General features: G+C 36.9%; 16 protein-coding genes and 1 other annotated feature (1 of these 17 only partly in view). Of the genes, 2 read left to right on the plus strand and 14 right to left on the minus strand.

Annotated elements, in window-relative coordinates; translation table 11 throughout:
* Positions 1-6 (minus strand) — a binding site (T-box leader); it reaches 197 nt to the left of the window's first position.
* A gap of 100 nt (positions 7-106) precedes the next feature.
* From F823_RS0100545 to F823_RS0100565, 5 genes are all read right to left on the minus strand, one after another.
* Positions 107-1984 (minus strand): ATP-dependent helicase, encoded by a 1878-nt coding sequence (locus tag F823_RS0100545; RefSeq protein WP_002845422.1) that lies wholly within the window; start codon positions 1982-1984, stop codon positions 107-109.
* Positions 1985-2022: 38 nt separating this feature from the next.
* Entirely contained in the window at positions 2023-3588 is a 1566-nt protein-coding gene (locus F823_RS0100550) for a ClC family H(+)/Cl(-) exchange transporter (RefSeq protein WP_019595242.1), read from the minus strand.
* A 25-nt stretch (positions 3589-3613) separates the two neighbouring features.
* Complete coding sequence (locus F823_RS0100555) at positions 3614-4531, minus strand: bifunctional 5,10-methylenetetrahydrofolate dehydrogenase/5,10-methenyltetrahydrofolate cyclohydrolase (RefSeq protein ID WP_002845424.1); 918 nt, start codon at positions 4529-4531, stop codon at positions 3614-3616.
* Between the two features lie 16 nt (positions 4532-4547).
* Complete coding sequence (locus F823_RS0100560; protein ID WP_002845426.1) at positions 4548-5171, minus strand: cyclodeaminase/cyclohydrolase family protein; 624 nt, start codon at positions 5169-5171, stop codon at positions 4548-4550.
* A 306-nt stretch (positions 5172-5477) separates the two neighbouring features.
* Positions 5478-7154 (minus strand): formate--tetrahydrofolate ligase, encoded by a 1677-nt coding sequence (locus tag F823_RS0100565; protein WP_002845428.1) that lies wholly within the window; start codon positions 7152-7154, stop codon positions 5478-5480.
* A 529-nt stretch (positions 7155-7683) separates the two neighbouring features.
* Here F823_RS0100565 and F823_RS0100570 point away from each other — a divergent pair.
* Together F823_RS0100570 and F823_RS0100575 are read left to right on the plus strand one after the other, a co-directional pair.
* On the plus strand, positions 7684-8664 hold the full coding sequence (locus tag F823_RS0100570) for a hypothetical protein (protein WP_019595243.1): 981 nt from the start codon (positions 7684-7686) through the stop codon (positions 8662-8664).
* Positions 8665-8707: 43 nt separating this feature from the next.
* Positions 8708-8920, plus strand: a complete 213-nt coding sequence (locus F823_RS0100575; RefSeq protein WP_002843201.1) for a helix-turn-helix domain-containing protein — start codon at positions 8708-8710, stop codon at positions 8918-8920.
* A gap of 106 nt (positions 8921-9026) precedes the next feature.
* Here F823_RS0100575 and F823_RS0100580 read toward each other — a convergent pair whose 3' ends face one another.
* From F823_RS0100580 to F823_RS0100625, 9 genes are all read right to left on the minus strand, one after another.
* On the minus strand, positions 9027-9455 hold the full coding sequence (locus tag F823_RS0100580; RefSeq protein WP_002843287.1) for a flavodoxin: 429 nt from the start codon (positions 9453-9455) through the stop codon (positions 9027-9029).
* Between the two features lie 15 nt (positions 9456-9470).
* Positions 9471-10055 carry a DUF3793 family protein gene (locus F823_RS0100585; RefSeq protein WP_002843200.1) on the minus strand — a complete coding sequence of 195 codons (585 nt, stop codon included), beginning with the start codon at positions 10053-10055 and terminating at the stop codon, positions 9471-9473.
* Positions 10056-10301: 246 nt separating this feature from the next.
* Complete coding sequence (locus tag F823_RS0100590) at positions 10302-11627, minus strand: cytochrome c biogenesis protein/redoxin (RefSeq protein ID WP_002845433.1); 1326 nt, start codon at positions 11625-11627, stop codon at positions 10302-10304.
* On the minus strand, positions 11609-12742 hold the full coding sequence (locus tag F823_RS0100595) for a tetratricopeptide repeat protein (protein WP_002843217.1): 1134 nt from the start codon (positions 12740-12742) through the stop codon (positions 11609-11611). The genes F823_RS0100590 and F823_RS0100595 overlap by 19 nt, the downstream gene beginning before the upstream one ends.
* A 1-nt stretch (position 12743) precedes the next feature.
* The gene (locus F823_RS0100600; RefSeq protein ID WP_019595244.1) at positions 12744-13796 is read right to left on the minus strand and encodes a hypothetical protein; all 1053 of its coding nucleotides are present in this window, start codon (positions 13794-13796) and stop codon (positions 12744-12746) included.
* A 331-nt stretch (positions 13797-14127) separates the two neighbouring features.
* On the minus strand, positions 14128-15582 hold the full coding sequence (locus tag F823_RS0100610; protein ID WP_002845437.1) for a carbon starvation CstA family protein: 1455 nt from the start codon (positions 15580-15582) through the stop codon (positions 14128-14130).
* Positions 15583-15909: 327 nt separating this feature from the next.
* Positions 15910-17622 carry an arginine--tRNA ligase gene (gene argS / locus F823_RS0100615; protein WP_019595245.1) on the minus strand — a complete coding sequence of 571 codons (1713 nt, stop codon included), beginning with the start codon at positions 17620-17622 and terminating at the stop codon, positions 15910-15912.
* A 123-nt stretch (positions 17623-17745) separates the two neighbouring features.
* Positions 17746-18222, minus strand: coding sequence for a 2-thiouracil desulfurase family protein (locus F823_RS0100620; protein WP_002845439.1), 477 nt, complete (start codon positions 18220-18222; stop codon positions 17746-17748).
* A gap of 16 nt (positions 18223-18238) precedes the next feature.
* On the minus strand, positions 18239-20662 hold the full coding sequence (locus tag F823_RS0100625) for an endonuclease MutS2 (RefSeq protein ID WP_019595246.1): 2424 nt from the start codon (positions 20660-20662) through the stop codon (positions 18239-18241).
* Positions 20663-20776: the final 114 nt, after the last annotated feature.

A 20776-nucleotide genomic window follows, 5' to 3' on the forward strand; every position in this document is an offset into this window, starting at 1 on the left:
CTGTATTTATTTGATGTTTTAAATTATAGTACTTAAGTTAGATAATGTCAATAGCTTTTTTATATTTTTTTATTTTTTATTATCGACATATTTTACAATATCAAACTTACATTATCTCATCCATAAAGAGTGATTTACCTATCCTCTTTCCAAATCTCTTGGCTGGACTGGATATGACAAGAGAGTCCTTGGCCCTAGTAATAGCAACATATAGGAGCCTTCTTTCTTCCTCTAAGTGGTCCTCATCTATATCTTCATCTGATGACCTCACATACGGAACCAAGCCCTCATTCAAGCCCGCTATATAGACATTTGGAAACTCTAAGCCCTTACTGCTATGCATAGTCGTTAGTACGACACCCTTGGTCTCAAAGTCACTAAGGCTTGCCGGATTTTTAGATTTATTGGTCCTCTTTCTGACCTCTTCTTTAACCTCATCTATATGCTTAAAAAAGTCAAAACTCGTCTTAAAGGCCTTAGATGAAGTCTCCAGTTCGTCCAAAATCTCTACAATGGCCTTAGACTTAACCCTTCTCTCGTGGCAGTATTCTAGGACATACCTGTCATAATCAAGGGTGGACCTGATATATGATATAGCATACTCTGGCCTCAGACCTCTTACATAGTTGAGATCTTCAAATAGGTCTTCCAAGTCCCTCTTTTGGAATGACTTTAAATCGTCATCCTTGAGTAGGCTGTCAAAGAAGTCATCTGACTTACTAGCCCTACTTACACTGGCCTTGGATATATACCTAAAGGGCTTGTTTATTATCCTGACCCAGTCATCATTAGTCCCTATATTCATGGCTATCCTAAGGTAGGCTAGTATATCCAGGCTGACCCAGTGCTCATATATTGTCTTTGCAGAGTCCTTCAATACAAAGGGTATCCTCTGGTCCATAAAGGCATCTACAAATGGCCTTGCCTGCCTATTGGTCCTATATATAACAGAAAAGTCTTCATACTGGTAGTCAGAACTTTTTTTCTCGACCATAGACTTTATTTGATTGGCTATTTGGATAGCCTCATCATCACTGTCTTTAGGCTCTATAAACCTCAACTTGACCTCTTCATTCCTAGATGCAACTATCTCTTTTTCATAACGGTTCTTGTTGTTTTTGATCAACTTGGATGACATATCTACTATGGTCCTTTTGGACCTGTAATTGTTCTTCAAAACCAACTTTTTGGCACCCTCAAAGTACCTATCAAAGTCCAACATAAAATCAGGCCTAGCTCCCCTAAAACCATATATTGACTGGTCCTCGTCACCTACTACAAATATATTATTTTGAGGACTGGCTATCAACCTGATCACTTCAAATTGAACCTTGTTTATATCCTGAAACTCGTCAATTAATATATACCTAAATACCTGCCTCACAATAGACAAGACTTGGGCATTTTCCTTCAAGAGGTCAAATGCCTTGATCAACATATCATCAAAATCTATCTTATTGTATTTCTTTTTTTCTCTCTCATATAATTCAAATATCTTTTGAAAAACCTCTGACTCAAAGGTGCTAGACTCGTAGTCCCTATAGTCTATCAAGTCATTTTTGACATAGGATATCTCACCTAGGACATCTAGCACGTCATCATCACTAAAGTCCTTGACCTTCAAAAATTTTAGTATGCTCTTGGCAAGTTTGAACCTATCTACCTCTGATAGGAGGTCCTCAAGACTGACCCCATCATACCTTCTCAAGATCCTAAAAAATGCTGAGTGGAAGGTTGCAAAATTGACCTTTTTCAACCTATCATCCTGCCCCATATCAAGGGTTCTAGACTTCATCTCAAGGGATGATGCCTTGGTAAATGATATAGCTAGGATCCTAGTAGGTGGGATTGAGTGGTTCTTTACCATGTTGATTATCCTATGGGCTATGACCCTGGTCTTACCTGATCCAGGACCTGCTATCACCATACAAGGTCCATCTATATGGCCAACTGCCAATTTTTGTTCATTATTTAGTTCGGCCATATCAAACCTCCTTATATGTGATTAGTTTACGCCTAAAATTATATGTGACTAGTTATAGCTGTAAAGTAGTCTATCATCCTAGCAGATTCAGTTTGGTTGACCATTACGGTTATCATGTCTCCCTCTAAAATCTGAGTATTCCCCCTAGGAATTATCTCTTTGCTTGCCCTCTTGATGGATACTAGAAGACAATCATCAGGCCACTCTATGTCCTTGACCATATTCCCCTCTATCTGACTTGTCATCTGAACAGAAAATTCAATAAGGGTCTTCTTGTCAGGTTGACCTTCATATCCTGTGTGATTACCCTTGAGTATATCCTCTAACAACATGTCGTATACAGGCTCTACATTCAGTAGGTCTGACACTATCAAGGCTACAAATACAACTATAGAAAGGGGTAGCAAGTGTTCAAATGTACCTGTCATCTCAAATATAAGTATAATACCTGTAATAGGTGCCTTTACTGTAGCTGCAAAATGACCTGCCATAGCTAGTACAGCAAAATTGACAAGATAGTCCTGTGGAACACCAAGCTTGATACACACTAGACCTACTAGGTTGCCAGCTAGGGCTCCTATGCCAAGTAGTGGTAGGAAAATTCCCCCTGGAACTCCAGAACCAAACGCCACAAAGGTGAATATATACTTTATTACCAAAAATGCAAATGTCATAAATATAGTCAGATGAAGGACCTGCATATTTACTATAATATCATGGCCACCACCTAAAAGCACTGGAAAAGTAAGTCCTACCAAACCAGAAAACATGAAGGGAATCAATATCTTATGCTCTAGTCTAATAGGCATCTTTTTGTATAAGTGCTTTGAAAATATGACCCCGTGGTTGAAAATATATCCACATATTCCCAGAACTATTCCCAGAATTATCAATGACCAATAGTATTTTATAGGCATTATATTTAGGTGTTTAAACATAAGGGCCGGATTTATCCCCAATATGGACTTGGTTATAACATCCGCTGTCACGGCAGATACCATGGCTGAAAGTAGGACTATAGGTGAGAAATTCTTATGTACTTCCTCTAAGGCGAACATAACACCAGCAAGAGGAGCATTAAAGGCAGCTGCAAGACCAGCTGATGCCCCACTTGTCATAAGGTACTTGTGCTCATAGTCAAGCTTGTTTGTAAACTTGGAGACACCCTCTCCTACTGATGCTCCCATCTGTATAGACGGCCCCTCCCTACCAACTGACAAACCAGCTGCTAGAGCTACAATACCACCGAAAAACTTATAAAAAAGTACCTTCTTCCAATTTGTAGATATCCTCTTTGTAATAGCTCCTTCTACCTGGGGTATACCAGACCCTGATATATTAGGCTCCTGTCTTACACAGTATGCAACGAAATATGCCATTATAGCCAGAAGCAAGAATATCCCCACTATATATATAGGCCCATTTTCTGCAAAGATATAGGCTTTTTTAAAACTTTTTAATAAAACTTCCCCCAGTAACCTATAGCCAACTATAATTCCTCCTGCTAGCAAGCCAACAACAAAGGAATGTATAATCATCTTGTACTTTAGGCCACTGGATCTTTTTAAAATTGTCATTACATTTTCATTCTTCTTTTTAAACACTACTTTCGCCCCCAATGTCGCATAATTATTTTAATTTAGTATCGATAAGATTTTCGCAAGCCCTCAGTGTATGTGCAACTAGTATAGAACTTGTAACTCCTCCAACACCCTTAGGAACTGGGGTGATCCTTGAGCACCTGTCAATAACTGAGTCAAAATCTATGTCTCCACACATCTTACCATTTTCATCAAAATTTATACCTACATCTACAAGGCAAGCCCCTTGACCTACATAGTCAGCGCCGACCATTCTAGCCCTTCCCATGCAAGAGACTATTATATCAGCCCTAGAAGCTATCTTTTCTATATCCCTTGTCTTTGAATGGCATATAGTAACTGTTGAATTTTCATTTAACAAAAGCATTGATAGAGGCTTGCCTACAACCATAGACCTACCCAATACTACTACATTCTTTGACACCATATCTATATTGTAAAACTTCAAGATCTCTATAACTGCCTCTGGTGTGCAAGGTGAAAATGCCCTCTTGTCACCATCGACCAACCTAGCTATATTTATAGGAGAAAAACAGTCAACGTCTTTTTCTGGAGAAATCTTATACTGGACTAGGTCCTCATCTATGTGACTTGGCAAGGGTCTAAAACACAGTATACCGTGCACCTTGTCGTCTTTATTAAGTCTTTCAAGGGCTGCTATATAGTCTTCCTGGCTTACCCTATCATCAAGTTCTACAACTTCAGTCTCAATTCCACACTTTTCAGCCCTTGACATAGCCCCCCTTTGGTAGGCCTCGTCATCTGGTCTATTGCCCACTTTTAAAATAGCAAGCTTGACCTGTATACCCTTTGATTTTAGGTTTTGAACCCTTTCTGTAACCCCCTGCGTAATTTTATCAGCAAGGGGCTTTCCATACATTATCTTATCTTCATTTGTAAGCTCAATCTTATTATTTGTAACTTCACTCTTCTTATTTTCGATCATTATTTTCCCTCACTAACTACAATCTATTCATCACTTCACTATATATTCTATCACACTTGTCTTCTATAACCTTCAAAAGATCAGCATACTTTAGGACTGCCTTGTCAGCATAGTCCCTGTCCTTCATATATTTTGTGTTTACATTTATATTTATATAGGCACTCTTGGCAGCTACTCTAACCATTTCAGCACCCACACCGACATCACTTAATAGCATAACTGAGCCCTTAATAAGGAGTTCTTCATGTAGGTCAAGTATATCCTTGGATATATCAAGTATCTCCATTGGAACCATGGCAGCGCCCCTCAAGCATTTTTCCATCTCTAGGGCCTTGGCTTTTTTTTCTTCCTCAGTATTGGCTTGCATCTTATAACAGTTTGATAGTGGCAAAAATGCCTCTATATCCTTGTCAACCAAAGACATCACATCTTCAGACATCTTCTGTGCCCTATCTAATATCCTGACTATGTCCTCTTCATAGTCAGCATACTTCTTCTTTCCTAAGGTGAAGTTTGCAACCATCATGGCTAATGAATTTGCCATAGTCGCAGCATAGGCAGCAGCTGAACCACCACCCGGCATAGATTTTTTGGCTCCCAAATCACCTGCAAATTCTTTCATACTATTGTTTATATACATATATTACCCCCAGTCTAAATTTTATTTATTATTATTTACTTTTATAATCTAAGTTGTCCAATCGCCAAGCGATTAATTAATAGAATATGATTTTCACATTAACTAGTATACCATAATATAGGCAATATTTCTCATGAAGAGACCAACTTATACAGACTCTTGTTGAGCTTAATAACAATGTTAGTTGCTACAATGGTCTCTTTAAAAAATTTTTATGCTTAAATAGCAAAAGTGCCCTAGGACTCTAAGGCACTTTTTTATTAAAAAGCATAAGTTTATTATTGTGAATAATCTAGAAATTTTTTACTAGAATAGACCTGATATCTTTCCATTTTCATCTACATCTATTCTTTCTGCTGCTGGTAGCTTTGGTAGACCTGGCATCTTCATGATCTCACCAGTCATAACTACGACAAATCCAGCTCCTGCAGATATATTGGCCTGTCTTACCTCAATTGTAAATCCTGTAGGTCTTCCAAGCTTTGTCTGGTCATCAGAAAGAGAATACTGAGTCTTGGCAACACACACTGGTAGATTTCCAAATCCAAGCTCTTCTAGTTCAGCTATCTGCTTGTTGGCTTCCTTAGTGTAGTTTACGCCGTCAGCTCCATATATTTTAGTTGCTATAGCATTTAGCTTTTCCTTGATAGTCATGTCTTCTTCATAGCAGTATTCGAAGTTGTTTTCTCCTTCTTCAATCAGCTTTAGGACTTCATTAGCAACTTCAATTCCGCCTTCTCCACCATTTGCCCAAACTTCTGATAGGGCAACCTTTACACCTAATTCTTCACACTTAGACCTAACAAGGGCTAGCTCTGCATCAGTATCTAGTGGGAATCTATTGATTGCAACTACTGCTGGTATCTTGTATACCTGAGTTATATTCTCTATATGCTTTAACAGGTTTGGAAGTCCCTTTTCTAGGGCTTCAAGATTTTCATTGTTTAGCTGGTCCTTGGCAACCCCACCATTATACTTAAGAGCCCTTACAGTTGCTACTATAATTACAGCATCTGGTCTGATGCCAGCCTTTCTACACTTGATGTCTAGGAACTTTTCAGCACCTAGGTCCGCTCCAAATCCAGCCTCTGTCACAACATAATCAGCCATATGCATACCCATCTTTGTAGCTATGATTGAGTTACATCCGTGAGCTATATTGGCAAATGGTCCACCATGTAATATTGCTGGAGTACCTTCAAGAGTCTGCACTAGGTTTGGCTTTAGGGCATCCTTTAGGATAGCTGCCATAGCACCATGTGCATTAAGGTCTCTTGCTGTTACAGGCTTACCTGAATAATTGTAGGCAACTACTATGTTACCAAGATTTTCCTTTAGCTCTGATATATTGTTTGATAGACAAAATGCTGCCATTACTTCTGATGCAACAGTTATGTCAAATCCATCTTCTCTAGTAACACCGTCGACCTTCTTACCTAGACCGTCTACTACGTTTCTTAACTGTCTGTCGTTCATATCAACACATCTTCTCCAAGTTATTCTCTTTGGATTGATGTTTAGGGAGTTTGTCTGGTAGACATGGTTGTCTAGCATGGCAGCCAATAAGTTGTTGGCAGCTCCTATAGCGTGCATATCACCTGTAAAGTGTAGGTTGATATCTTCCATAGGTACTACCTGGGCATAACCACCACCTGCTGCACCACCCTTGATACCAAATACTGGTCCCATTGATGGCTCTCTTAGAGCTGCTATTACGTTCTTACCAAGCTTTGCTAGGGCATCAGCTACACCTATTGAAGTTGTCGTCTTACCTTCACCAGCTGGAGTTGGGTTGATAGCAGTAGTAAGGATCAGCTTACCTGCCCTTGACTTAGTTCTATTTAATACATTGTAGTCTATCTTAGCCTTGTACTTGCCGTATAGCTCAATGTCGTCTTCTGATAGATTTATTTTTTTTGCTATGTCCCTTATATCCTGAGGATTAGCTTCCTGTGCTATTTCAATATCTGTCTTAAATTCCATTATAAACCTCCTAAAATATAGTTTCTTTTGACTTTTTAGAAACAAAGTGACTAAAAAAAGTTTTTTTCTTAATAAAATAAATTTTATCAGTATATATAGTTCGTATAATCACGAACATTGTTCTTTATTTTCACAATATAATTATATAATTTTTGTTCACATTAGTCAATATAGATTTTCATCTATAAGTTAATTTAAAAATATACGTACCTACAAATTACTTATTGATAAAGAAATATAATTTATTGTTTTTCAATAAATATATATTGACAAAGACAAATTAAATATTTATAATAAAAATACATATATATGTTGGTTTTCGTTAAATATATTAAGTGGAACAACATATACACTGTTAATATTTGCTATGCTTACATATATGGTCAGATATATATGCAAAAAATCCATTGAAATAAAGGACTACCAAGACCTGACTATTTAGACTATAATAAATAAGTAGACTCAATCAATATATAATATGGTCTAATATAAATCTAAAATTGGAGAAATAATTGGAGAAATAAGGTAAATGTATAAAAAATCACTTAAAATAAATGCTGGCCTAAAGTTGATAATGAGCTCTGTTTTGATGGTCTTGGCCATATTGTCATTAGCATCTATAAAAATGCTAAACTACAAACTAAGACTTCTGACATACGCCTACAAATCATCTAGCCTAAGCGATAACTTAATAGCCAGAAACCTACCTGACATAGCCTGTATTATACTACTAATATTGTCACTAGTGGCCTTTTGTGTCTACTTGTTCAACAAGAAGAGATACTTCTTCACAGTATCATTGTTAGTATTTTTATGCGCCTGCATGAACATAGCTGAAGACCTATTTTTGATGTCTCCGGTCAATAACACACTTATGGGAATTCCGTTATCTGAATCATGCTGCAGTTACTTGTTTACAAGCTCTATCTTCTTATTTGTTGGAATATCCCTATTGGAAGGTTCAAAAATTGGAAGGTATATAAGCATAGGATTAATTTCTATACTTATCTTATACAGCTTTAAGGCAGCTTCAACCTTTATTGCTGGTTTCCTGATATTGATACTGGAAATAACTGAAAAAACTTGTGATAAAAGAACTTTTATACTCAATATAATATCCGTCCTAAACAATATGCTGTACCCTATGATCACTATCTACCTATTTAAAATATATAACTATAGGGTACCTATCTTTAAATCACAGGCTACAGACTCATCATATAGACTTGTAGCAGCTAGATGGTCAAAGAATAAAAATTTAGGGGATAGTCAAGATAAACACGAAGGTGGATATGGTGGACATAGGCTTATAGTCTTTATCATAGTAATTTCAATTATCTGTGGACTACTAAACTTATATACTGGCTATATAACCGACAAAAAGGTCTTGGAGGCACTTATATTGCCTCATTCCTACAGGTCTTTTTTGAACTTTAGTATAGCCCTACTTGGAATATTGTCTTATGACTTATTTCATGCCTGTGATACCCACATACCAGCTAACAAGTAACCTAGCTCTTCAATCGTAAAGCCTATCAGAAAGGAAGTTTTATATGTCAATAAAGGTAAATCTAGACATGGTAATGCTGAAAAATAATATTTCACTAAAAGACCTATCTAATAAAATAAATATCACCAACTCCAACCTATCTATCCTCAAAACTGGCAAGGCAAAGGCAATCAGATTTTCTACCTTAAATGATCTTTGCAGGGTCCTAAACTGCCAACCTGGAGACATACTGGAGTATATAGATGATGAAGATTAAAGTTGATACAATAAAACAAAACCGTGACACAATACTGGTCACGGTTTTGTTTTATATTTCAATATATAGGTTAGTATTAACGCAATAAATACTGTTGATTACTGTATTAGCAAGCTGCAAATTCTTTTGCGAACTTTTCACACTCAGCAATACCATCATCATCTGGTGTTTCGTTGATAATTAGTCCTTCATCGTTGAATACAGATGCTCCTGATCCTTCAACTCTTTCAACCCAATTTCTCATCCATTCTCCGTCTCCCCATCCGTAAGATCCGAATAGAGCTACGTCCTTACCTGAGATTGACTTTTCTGCTTCGTCAAAGAATGGCTCGAATTCAGCTTCTTCTAGCTGCTCAGCACCCATTGATGGACAACCAAACATTAACTTTTCGTAGTCAGCTACATTCTTAGAATCACTTGATATATTTACTACATCATATTCAACACCAGCTGCTGCTAGTCCTGCACCGATAGCTTCTGCCATCTTTTCTGTGTTACCTGAACCACTCCAATAAAATACTCCTACTTTTTTCATTACAAAAATTCCTCCTTATGCTGTGAATAATTTATTTTTATTTTGGCTTAGAATAGAATCCAAACTCTCGCCCCCGCTTAGTTTACCCAACATGTAATTTCTTAGCTTGTCATAGGTATTAAATCTCCTAATGGCCAAATTACAGTCACCATAGACCTTCCAATAACCATTATACTTATAATCTCTACCCTGTTTTTCTACAAAGCCTCTTACGTCCTCAACTGGATAACCCAGGAATAGACCTATCTCATGTGGGAAGTTTCCCTTCTTCATTCTCATACTCAAGATTGAAACATAGTAGTTCAATGACTTATGCTTGTGGTAGCCATATTCTTCTAGCATGGAACTGACATTTTCCTCTCTCAAATACTCGCCAAGAAGTGACTGCCTATATACAAATAATAAAACCCTATTGCCACACTCGCATACAGGCAATATATTTATGTCATACTTGGCAAAATCTTTATTGTAGGACTGCACAAGCCCTATAACGCTTGGAATCTCTTGCTTAGAAATTGATACCAAGTTCGACACCTTGCTAGCCATCAATACTGGCGAACAAAAATATGCTAAAGTTGACTCAAACTTTTTATTATCCATACATATACCAGCCTCTCAAAAACTCAATATTTAAATGATATAATCAATCATCAAATATCTATTATCATTATAGCAACCGATTGTCTCCTTGTCAAGTTATTTGATATTTATTTTCATATATTTTATTTTATCACTAAAGATTACTTGCATAAAAATAACGCTGGTGGCAATTCCACTCTATATTCCTAGAATTAGAGTTTGAAATTACCACCAACGCAGTATTTAAATAATTTATTTTTATGGCTATTAATTGTATACCTTACCAGACTTTGTATCATCTATTGCCTGGTCCATAGTTTCCCTATTGATACCACCTTCAATATAGGCGTAAATATTTAGGTCCTTGTCTATAAAGAAACTTGTAGGTAGTGAATATACTTGATATTGTCTAAATATCTCACCTCTTTTATCCATTAGTACTGGATAACTTATCTTATGGTCTTTTATAAACTTTTTGACACCCTCAAGGTCTTGCTCTCTCTGTTGACCAGGAGACGCTACACCCACTACAACCACATCTTTCTTGTTGTAGCCATTAGCCTTGTATACAGCTTCTATATCCGGTATTTCTGCCCTACAAGGCGGACACCATGTAGCAAAGAAATTGATAAATATAACCTTGCCCTTAAACTGGGAAACATCTACCATATTTCCATCTTGGTCCTCTAGCTTGATTGGCATCATAGGTATTTTCTTTGTATCTTCCTTATCGCTATTTTCTGATGACTGGTCTGAACTATCTTCATTCTTAGGACCATTCTCCTTAGAATCGTCCTTACTAGGTCCTGAACCTGAGTCCTTATTGGCCTCTATGCTAGCACCTAGAGAATTAAACATAGCCTCAAACCTACCAAATGTTCCAAGAGCCAGCATTAGGCCCATGATGATTAGAATTACACCGCCTATTTTGACTATATATTTCATAAGATTGGCATTTTTCTTTATAAAGTTTAGTACCTCACTTGTAAATAAGCCCAATCCTATAAATGGTATTACAAATCCTACCGCATATACTAGTACCAATAGGTTGCCTTCAAATACGCTACTGGCATTTGAAGCTAGTATCAAAACAGATGCCAATGCTGGACCTACACAAGGAGTCCATGCAAATGAAAATACAAATCCCATTACAAAGGCACTTATAGGGTTTACCTTCTTCTTTGAATGTGACTTTGAAAGCCTAAATTCCTTGTTTAAAAAACCTAGCCTTAGTACTCCAAGCTGGCTAAGACCCAGCAAGATTATTATTATACCACCTATTCTGGCTATCATATCCCTGTTTTCTTTTACGAGACTACCCAAGGCTGAAAAACCAAGCCCTAGTATAAAGAATGATACTGATACTCCTGCAACAAAGCATATAGTGTGAAAAAGTACAGTAGATCTTTTATATGTTGTATTTCCTGCTTCATCTACATTTCTAGCATTGCCAGCCAGATATGCCATATAAAGCGGAATCATAGGTATCACACAAGGTGAGAAGAATGATGTTATTCCCTCTAAAAACACTAGTAATAAATTAACGTTTGATCCTACTATAGGACCACCTCCTCTTATAATTGTTTCATGCAAGCTATTGTGACTTCATCCATAGGGTCAATTTGATATGCCATTTCTATAAAATATTTTGCATCATCATAATTGCCATTGTGTAGATAAGCCATACCTAGGTTGCAGAGAATCTCTGGATTGTCTCTTTTTATCTTTGCTGCTTTTGAAAGGTAGTCTATAGCCATTTCAAGGTTTCCCTCTCCTGCATAACAAAGGGCTAGCTCTACCAAGCTATCAACTTGAGTTGGCTTCATTATAAGGATTTTTTCCAGATATGTCTTGGCCTGACCTATATCATCCATGCTCTTATAGGCCAAGGCTATCATAAATAGTAGATTCCACCAGTCTGGATGTCCATCTTCAAGTGGAAGTAGATAGTCTAGCCCTTCCTGAGCCTTGCCCTGTAGAACTAGGTTATAGCCCTGCTCATACCTCACCTTAAAGTCCATACTGTCGATATTTTCCTGTAACTCTGCAACCAAGTCATCTTCAAGACCTAGTTGGATAGCCCTCTCCCAAGTCAATTTAGCCTTTAAAAATTGGCTCTGGTTTGAATAATGGAAACCAAGCTGGTAGTGTGCAAGAGCAAATGAATCATCTATATCTATAATATCCTCTAAGGCGTCCAACGCCTCTAACAAAAAGTCATTCATAGCCTTTAAATTCTCGTCCTTCTGGTACCTTAGGCTCAATTCCTGACATATGATAGCATACTGATAAAGCGCCATTATATCAGTTGAGTCCTGTCTTAGGAAAGACCTTATATATATCAAGGCTTCTGTAGGTTCGCCCCTCTTATAAGCCTCAGTTGACATATAGCCCATATACTGCATCTTGTCGAAATTCACCTTCTTTGAAAATGCCTCTATAAACTTGTCATACTCCTGATTATAGGCAAAACCGCTGTCTATGCCCTGTATATATATCATGGCATCAACCATTGATACCATATTGAGTTCTTCCTGAGCCTTGTTGTCCTTTATAGACTTTACCAAGACTTCACTTTTCATTGGAACCTTCAAACCATCTAAAGGCACCTCATAGCCATCCAAATTCAATTCTCCAGATTCTTCTATGGTTATAAATACCAGGTCTTCTGATCTTTCAATCAAATATTTTTCTATCCTATTCTTCATACTAGTCTCCTTTTCCCCTAAAAACAAACCCATAAATACCTGTCTTGGTCTTTATCTTCATTTCACATAATTGATTTTTGTATTCCTTAGTTAACACCTGACTTCTATTGAGCACAGGGTCCATAAACACATCTCCAACACCGTATTCTAATAGCTTTTTAGGACTTGATTTTTGCTTGTATATATCCCTATACTTTATACTATTTATCTCATTATTTCTCAGTCTAATGCAGTAGTCTGCCATAGACTGGATAAAACTCAAGTCTAATCCGGAAATATCTTCCCTTATATTATAGCTGTCTTTTGTAAACTCTTTCATATTTAAAACGTCTTTATATTTTATGTTTTCTTCTATTTTATAATTTTTATCTTCTATATATAGGAGGTTTGTGATTACACTTTTAACACTCTCTAATCCCATGTCTACTATAATACCATCCCCATCATAAGCCTCTCTTAACAAAGTCAAGAAAGATGAGTTCAGTTTTATCTCTTTTTGGCATCTTTCTTCTCCGATCTCAAAATATGAAATCAAAGAATGAAGGTCGTCTATATACTTTATCTTCCTTACCTGCAAGCCTATATTTTCCTTCTTATTATACTTATAAGGATTGAATATCAGTAGTTTTTCCTTTATTACATAGAGAAATTCTAAGATGTCAAACTTGCTGTTCACCAATGTATACCTATATAGACTGTCATAGATATATTGGTCAAGTATATAGTCATATTTCCTATATTCCTGCTTGTAGAACTTGGTCACCTTGCCTAACAAGTCTATGACCTGGTCTTGGTATAAGCCATATGCCCTACTTGTAAGAATCAGAGGCAGGGTAAAGTTCAGTAAATAAATATCAGTCATAGAGCTATAATATTTATAATATACCAGCTCATCATAAAGCCTATCTATATCAACAGAATTGGCATTATTTGACTTATTTCCAGAAATAATCTTCGTTCCTATCAGTATAAGATAAGATATTTCTCTAGTACCACCATCAAATGCTGACAAATAACTGCTTCTAATTATATTTTTCACTCTATCATTTAGCATTTTACCACCCCTCATAATAAATACACTATTATATATTTTATCTTTTATGCCAAAAACTAGCAAGTTATTTTTCATTCTTAGCAATTACACAAGAAAATCTTAAAAATTTTTAAACTAATTATCAACTAATTTTCTACCTTAAATAAAACAGATTAGATGAGGATGTATCAGTTTGGATCACTAAGTAAAGGTGATTGGGATAAGATAGCAAACATAGCTAATAATAAAGATAAAAATAGTGTAGCCAATGGAAATCCTCCATCAGCTACACTGATTAATCTTAAGTCTGATCCTCTATCAAATAAATTGATAAAGACCAATAAATTATATACTATGCGCTTAATTTATCCTGGTTCTTAAGAGCTTTCTTACCAGTACTTACAACTAGGTAAGCATATACAATAGCAAATACCACACCTACTATATTAGCAATATTCTGAGGAAGTCTAAATCCTATCTTAGCTCCAAATAGGTATGCTGTTATTATGAATGTATAGAACATACCTGGAAGAAGAGATATTAGGTACTGCTTCTTCTGCTTGTAAAGGTAAAGTGATATCATAGCAAATGCGAACACTGCTATAGTCTGGTTAGCCCAAGAGAAGTACTGCCATAGGATATTGAATCCCTGTGCATCTACCTTTGCAAATATTAATATAGCAAGAACTGGTATAAATATTATAGTTGTAAGTATAACTCTGTTCTTAGCCTTAGACTGGTCAAAGTTAATTGCATCTGCAATCATTAGTCTAGCCGCTCTTAGTGATGTATCTCCTGAAGTTATAGGAAGAACTATAACACCTAAAACTGCTATAAGACCACCTATTGAACCAAGCATGTCATTAGCAACCATACCTATTATAGCTGGTTTACCAATTAATTCTGCTGGAACACCCTTTGCATAGATACCCATCGCTGCTGCTGCCCATATCATAGCTATAAATCCTTCAAGTATCATCATGTCATAGAAAGTATATATACCTTCCCTTTCACTCACAACAGATCTACCTATTAGTGTAGCCTGAGTTGAGTGGAAACCTGATACTATACCACAGGCAACTGTAACAAAGAATATAGGAAGTATAGGAACTCCTGCCGGGTGAATACCCTTCCAGTTTGCTGCAGTTACATTCTGTAACTGATATCCCTTAACGAATAGACCTATAAATATACCTACAGCTGATAATAATAGTATTGCACCAAATATTGGATATACCTTACCTATTATCTTGTCTATTGGGAATAGAGTTGCACATAGGTAGTAAACAAATATACATCCGTATACTATCCATACTACTGGATTGTTTACTAGAGCCTCCTGCTTTAATAGGTTTACAACGATAAGGTCACCAGGAGTGTAGATAAATACCGCACCTACTAGTATCATAAGGAATATGACGAATACACTATATACCTTGTATACCTTACCACCTAAGTGTTCACTTATTAGGGCTGGCATCTGCTTACCTTCGCTTCTGATAGAAATCATACCAGAGAAGTAGTCATGCATTGCTCCACCTAGAACACAACCTATTGGAATTAATAAGAATGCTATAGGTCCAAATAATATACCCTGGATAGGTCCAAGAATTGGTCCAGTACCAGCAATATTCAGTAATTCTATCAAAGCATTTTTATTTTTCTTCATTGGGACATAGTCCACACCATCATTGATTTTAGTAGCAGGAGTTGGTCTATCATCTGGACCAAATACGCTTTCCACGTATCTACCATATAGGACTCCACCTACCACTAGGATAACTAAACCTATTAGAAAAGTTATCATAATAATACCTCCATATATAAAATTATTTAAACCATAATATGATTTACAAACCAATAGCGTTAGGTATATACTAAAACTTAAATACATACATAACAAATGAGTATAATTTTCAACTATACTCCATTATGTATCCAAGATACATCTTTCACATATCAACTATTATACTCTCTATGTGTTGTTTTTTCAATTAAAAAGTTACTTTTTTTCTTATATAATTTTATTTTCTAGGATAAAATCTATGTTAAATAACCCTAAAAAGATACATCAAAAAAAATTCCCAGACTTAATTTATTATAGTCTAGAAATTTTTATTATATTAAATTATAACTACATCTTCTCAGGTGCTTTCATACCTAAAAGATCAAGTGCGTTTTCTATTGTCTGCCTTGTTGACTCAACTAAGGCTAGTCTTGCTATCATAAGGTCCTTATCTTCTACAATAATCGGATTGTTGTGATAGAACTTGTTGAAGGCCTGGGCAAGATCAAGTACAAATCTTGTAACTATATGAGGCTCGTTCTTTCTCATAGATGTCTGTATTGACTTATTAAATGTTTCTATTACCTTAAGTACATCTGATGAATCTTCATCTGAAAGTAAATCAAAATTAATATTAGCTACTAAGTCAGCACTGATTTCAAGATTTGCCTTTCTCTTTAAGGCACAACATCTAGCATGAGTATACTGAACATATGGTCCCGTCTCCCCTTCAAAGCTAAGTGTTCTACTCCATGAGAATGTGTAGTCTTTGATTCTTGAGTTTGATAGTTCCTGGAATACTACAGCTCCAACACCAACCTCTTTAGCTATCTTGTCTATATCCCCAGCTCCAGGGTTTTTTTCCATTATTATTTCCTTTGTCTTGTCTATTGCCTGTCTAAGAACATCTTCTAAGAATACTACTCTACCCTTTCTAGTTGACATAGTTCCTTCTTCTAGGGCAACCATACCAAACTGTACATGGTTCATATCCTTGTACCAATCATAGCCCATCTTTCTTATAACATTGAACAACTGCTTGAAGTGAAGTTCCTGCTGTGAACCAACTACATATATAGCCTTGTCAAAGTCATAAGTATTCTTCCTGTAGAAGGCTGCTGCTAGGTCTCTAGTTATGTATAGAGTTGACCCGTCATTTTTCTGGATTAGGGCTGGTGGTAGGTTGACATCTTCTAGGTCAACTATCATAGTCCCCTGTGACTCAACCAATAAGTTTTTTTGTCTCAATTCTTCAAGCACTGCTGGCATCTTGTCTGAATAGAAAGACTCTCCTGCATATGAATCAAAATCTATCTCTAGTAGGTCGTATACTCTCTGGAATTCCTTAAGTGACTCATCTCTAAACCACTGCCATAATTCCTTAGCTTCTGGATAATTGTTTTCAAGTCTTGTAAACCAAGCTCTAGCTTCATCTTCCATTTCTGGCTTAGATTCAGCCTCGTCATGGAATCTTACATACAATTTAAGTAGTTCCTTTATAGGCTCCGCTTCAACGGCACTCTTGTCACCCCATAGCTTGTAGGCTACTATTAGCTTACCGAACTGTGTGCCATAATCACCTAGGTGGTTTATTCTCTCTACCTTGTAACCCTGTGATGAGTATATCTTGTATAGGGCATTACCTATTACTGTCGTTCTTATATGACCTATATGGAATGGCTTTGCTATATTAGGAGATGAATAGTCTATTACAACTGCTTTTCCCCCACCTAGATCGCTCTTACCATAGTTTTCTCTCTCATAAAACACCTGAGTTATGACCTTTTTTGCTAGGGCATCTTTTGCCACAAAAAAGTTGACATATCCACCAAGGTTTATGCACTTAGTCACACCTTCACCTAGTTCTATTGAAGTAGATAGGTCTTCTGCTATCATATTTGGTGCCTTTCTAAATATCTTTGCCAATTTAAAACATGGAAATGCATAATCACCCATTTCCTTGTTTGGCGGTACTTCTAATAGTCCTTTTATTTCTTCAACTGTCAAGTCTTCTACTTTTGTCTTTATAGATTCAGCTATCACTTGCTTGAAATCTGCCATGCTCTTCCTCCTACATTATTATCTATTTTATAAATCAACAATTTTTTTCTAATAATTCTAACCCAAATGTCCAATCCATCCAATATACTATCATATAACAAGTACATAGAAATTGCAATACTTCTAGCCTATATTCTCAAGATTATCAAGGTCTTTTTCGCTAATGGTTTTTATGCCGTGTTTTTTTAATAGGGCTACCGTAACACCTTGACCTGGTTTTTTATTTCCTACAAAATTGCCATCGTGTATAAGACTAGACCCACATGATGGGCTAGATTCTTTGAGTATTGCTAGACCAACCTCGTTTTCAAGGGCTATATCAAGACTCATCTTGGCTCCCTTTAGATATTCAGCAGTTACGTCCTTGCCATCTTTTGAATATACCTTAGCACCCTGGTCAATGACATTACTTCCGTCCATGCCCTTTTCTATCTCTGATGGTAACCTTGGTATAGCAAGTCCGCCCATACTTTCAGGACAAACTAAGACATACTCCTTATCCTTTAAATAGTCAAGCAACTTCTGGTTCTTGTTATTTCCACCGTTGTATTTGCAATTTTCTCCTATCAAGCAGGCTGAAACCAATATCTTATTCATCATACTATCAACTCTCTTTCTACTTTACTTCTACTATCGTAACTCCTATACCACCTTCTCCGTACTGACCCTTTCTCTGGCTCTTAACGTGTGGGTGTCTCTTTAAATGCTCTCCTATACCTGACTTTAGGACTCCTGTACCTATACCATGAATTACTGTGACCTCATCATGACCTGCCATACAAGCATCATCTAGGTACTTGTCTACTGCGACTATGGCCTCTTCAAGATTCATACCTCTTAGGTCTACTTCACGCTTTACGTTTCCTGACTTCGACCTTATGACCTTCCTAGTAGTCCTTGTAACAGTATTCTTATCTTTCTTTTCTATTATCTTTAGGGACTTGTATGGTAGGGTCATCTTCATTATTCCTACCTGGACTACAGCCTCTTTTTTGTTGTCATCAGCAGATATGACAGTACCTTCCTGTCTCAGGCTGACTATATTTACCTCTTGACCCGCCTTTAGACTCTTTATTTCCTTTGAAGCAAACTTTGGTACCACCATGCTTTCAAGACTAGGCTGTAGACCACCCATAGTCTGACCGATTTCCCTTCTTATTTCTTCTATTCTTCTGTCCTTGTCCTTGGATGCAGATTCCCGCTCTAACTTTCTAAGCTTCTTTATTAGGACTTCTGTCTCTTCCTTGGCCTGTCTCACTATAGAAAAAGCCTCACTTCTAGCATTTTCCATAACCTTGGCCTTGGATTCTTCTAGTTTTTTAATCTTGTCTTCGTACTCGTTTTTGCGGTTCTCTATTTCAGACCTCATAGCCTCTGCTCTAGACAACTCTTCTTCTATTTTTAGCCTGTTCTTTTCTACAGATTGAAGTACATCTTCAAGCTCTATATCATCGTTATCCATATAGAACTTGGCGTTTAGGATTACCGATTCATTTAGGCCTAGCTTTCTAGATATCTCGAAAGCATTTGACTTACCAGGCACACCTATCAATAGCCTATAGGTTGGAGATAGGGTCTCCATGTCGAATTCAACCGCAGCATTTTCCACACCTTTTTTAGCTAGGGCGTATTTTTTAAGTTCAGAGTAGTGGGTAGTCGCTATACAAAGAGCACCAACTGTCCTGATATCCTCAAGAATCGCTATTGCAAGTGCTGCCCCTTCTTCTGGATCAGTACCTGCCCCCAATTCGTCAAATATAACCAGAGAATCCTCAGTCACCCTATCCACTATGTTCACAATAGATGTCATATGGGACGAGAATGTAGACAAGTTCTGCTCTATAGACTGGTTGTCACCTATGTCAGCAAATACTTGATCAAACACACACATACTAGTTCCAAAGTCGGCCGGTATATGAAGACCACATTGGGTCATCAGCGAAAACAAACCAACCATCTTGATAGTAACTGTCTTACCACCGGTATTTGGTCCTGTTATAAGTAGGCTGCTAAAATCTTTACCAAGATATACTGTATTGGCTACGACTGTTTTTTTGTCTATAAGAGGGTGTCTCCCCTTTACTATCCTAAATGACTTGTCCCTATTTAAAATAGGATCCACTGCCTTCATGGCTATAGACAGCTTGCCCTTGGCAAAGGCAAAATCTAGTCTGCCTAGAATCTCTTGGTTGGATATCAGCTCTCTTGCAACCTCTCCTACCATGCCTGATAGTTCAGCTAGTATCCTCTCTATCTCCTCTGTCTCTTGGAGTTTCAACTGCCTAAGGTCATTGTTCATCTCAACAATAGACATGGGTTCTATAAACAGTGTTGCCCCAGACTGAGACTGGTCATGTATTATACCAGATATTACGGACCTATACTCAGCCTTTACAGGTATAACAAACCTATCCCCTCTCATGGATATAATCGCATCCTGTAGGTATTTTTGGTAGCTAGTAGATGATATAATTGAATTTAACTTGGACCTTATATTTTGGTTCTTCTGAAGAATCCTCCTTCTTATCATCCTAAGTTCACTTGAAGCATTGTCAGATACCTCTATATCGCTCACTATTGCATTATATATTGCGTCCTCTACATCCCTGTGGACATATAGGGACTGGGCCATAGTCTGTATTATGGGATACCTTGTCACCTCTTCCTTGTCCTTGTTTGAGTTTTCAGCATTTCCGAAAGTTTCAACTTTTATGTCTCCACTCAACAAGTTTGAAAGTATCCTAGTAGCCCTCATAGTATCTGCTACCTTTATAAGACTTGCATTATCTAGGACACCACCTATATCAGCTCTCTTGGCCATGTCTTCTATATTGTGTATTCCCTGCATAGAAACATGCCCCCTCTTTATTAGTATTGACTGGGCCTCAGTAGTCTCTTCAAGTGCTTCCTTGACCTGGTCATATTTTGAGAAGGGGTTTAGTTTTTTTATTATATTACGTCCAAGATCAGACGAGGCCTTGTCCATAAGTAGGTCAAGTATCTTGTCTAATTCTAGGAGTTTAAAATACTTATTATCCATATTCACCATCCATTCAAAAATTCAAAATCAATAGTATTATTATACCATATATTTAATAAACTTGTTTATTGGGTCCTCCCAATTTATTAAGACTAAGCAAAATTTTTCCTCATA

The organism is Peptostreptococcus anaerobius VPI 4330 = DSM 2949, from assembly GCF_000381525.1.
In the GTDB taxonomy this organism is placed as follows: domain Bacteria; phylum Bacillota; class Clostridia; order Peptostreptococcales; family Peptostreptococcaceae; genus Peptostreptococcus; species Peptostreptococcus anaerobius.

Coding starts and splice junctions, on each gene's coding strand:
- F823_RS0100545 (WP_002845422.1), bottom strand. CDS start 1,984: ATGGCCGAACTAAATAATGAACAAAAATTGGCAGTTGGCCATATAGAT.
- F823_RS0100555 (WP_002845424.1), bottom strand. CDS start 4,531: ATGATCGAAAATAAGAAGAGTGAAGTTACAAATAATAAGATTGAGCTT.
- F823_RS0100560 (WP_002845426.1), bottom strand. CDS start 5,171: ATGTATATAAACAATAGTATGAAAGAATTTGCAGGTGATTTGGGAGCC.
- F823_RS0100565 (WP_002845428.1), bottom strand. CDS start 7,154: ATGGAATTTAAGACAGATATTGAAATAGCACAGGAAGCTAATCCTCAG.
- F823_RS0100570 (WP_019595243.1), top strand. CDS start 7,684: ATGTATAAAAAATCACTTAAAATAAATGCTGGCCTAAAGTTGATAATG.
- F823_RS0100575 (WP_002843201.1), top strand. CDS start 8,708: ATGTCAATAAAGGTAAATCTAGACATGGTAATGCTGAAAAATAATATT.
- F823_RS0100580 (WP_002843287.1), bottom strand. CDS start 9,455: ATGAAAAAAGTAGGAGTATTTTATTGGAGTGGTTCAGGTAACACAGAA.
- F823_RS0100585 (WP_002843200.1), bottom strand. CDS start 10,055: ATGGATAATAAAAAGTTTGAGTCAACTTTAGCATATTTTTGTTCGCCA.
- F823_RS0100595 (WP_002843217.1), bottom strand. CDS start 12,742: ATGAAGAATAGGATAGAAAAATATTTGATTGAAAGATCAGAAGACCTG.
- F823_RS0100600 (WP_019595244.1), bottom strand. CDS start 13,796: ATGCTAAATGATAGAGTGAAAAATATAATTAGAAGCAGTTATTTGTCA.
- F823_RS0100610 (WP_002845437.1), bottom strand. CDS start 15,582: ATGATAACTTTTCTAATAGGTTTAGTTATCCTAGTGGTAGGTGGAGTC.
- argS (WP_019595245.1), bottom strand. CDS start 17,622: ATGGCAGATTTCAAGCAAGTGATAGCTGAATCTATAAAGACAAAAGTA.
- F823_RS0100620 (WP_002845439.1), bottom strand. CDS start 18,222: ATGATGAATAAGATATTGGTTTCAGCCTGCTTGATAGGAGAAAATTGC.
- F823_RS0100625 (WP_019595246.1), bottom strand. CDS start 20,662: ATGGATAATAAGTATTTTAAACTCCTAGAATTAGACAAGATACTTGAC.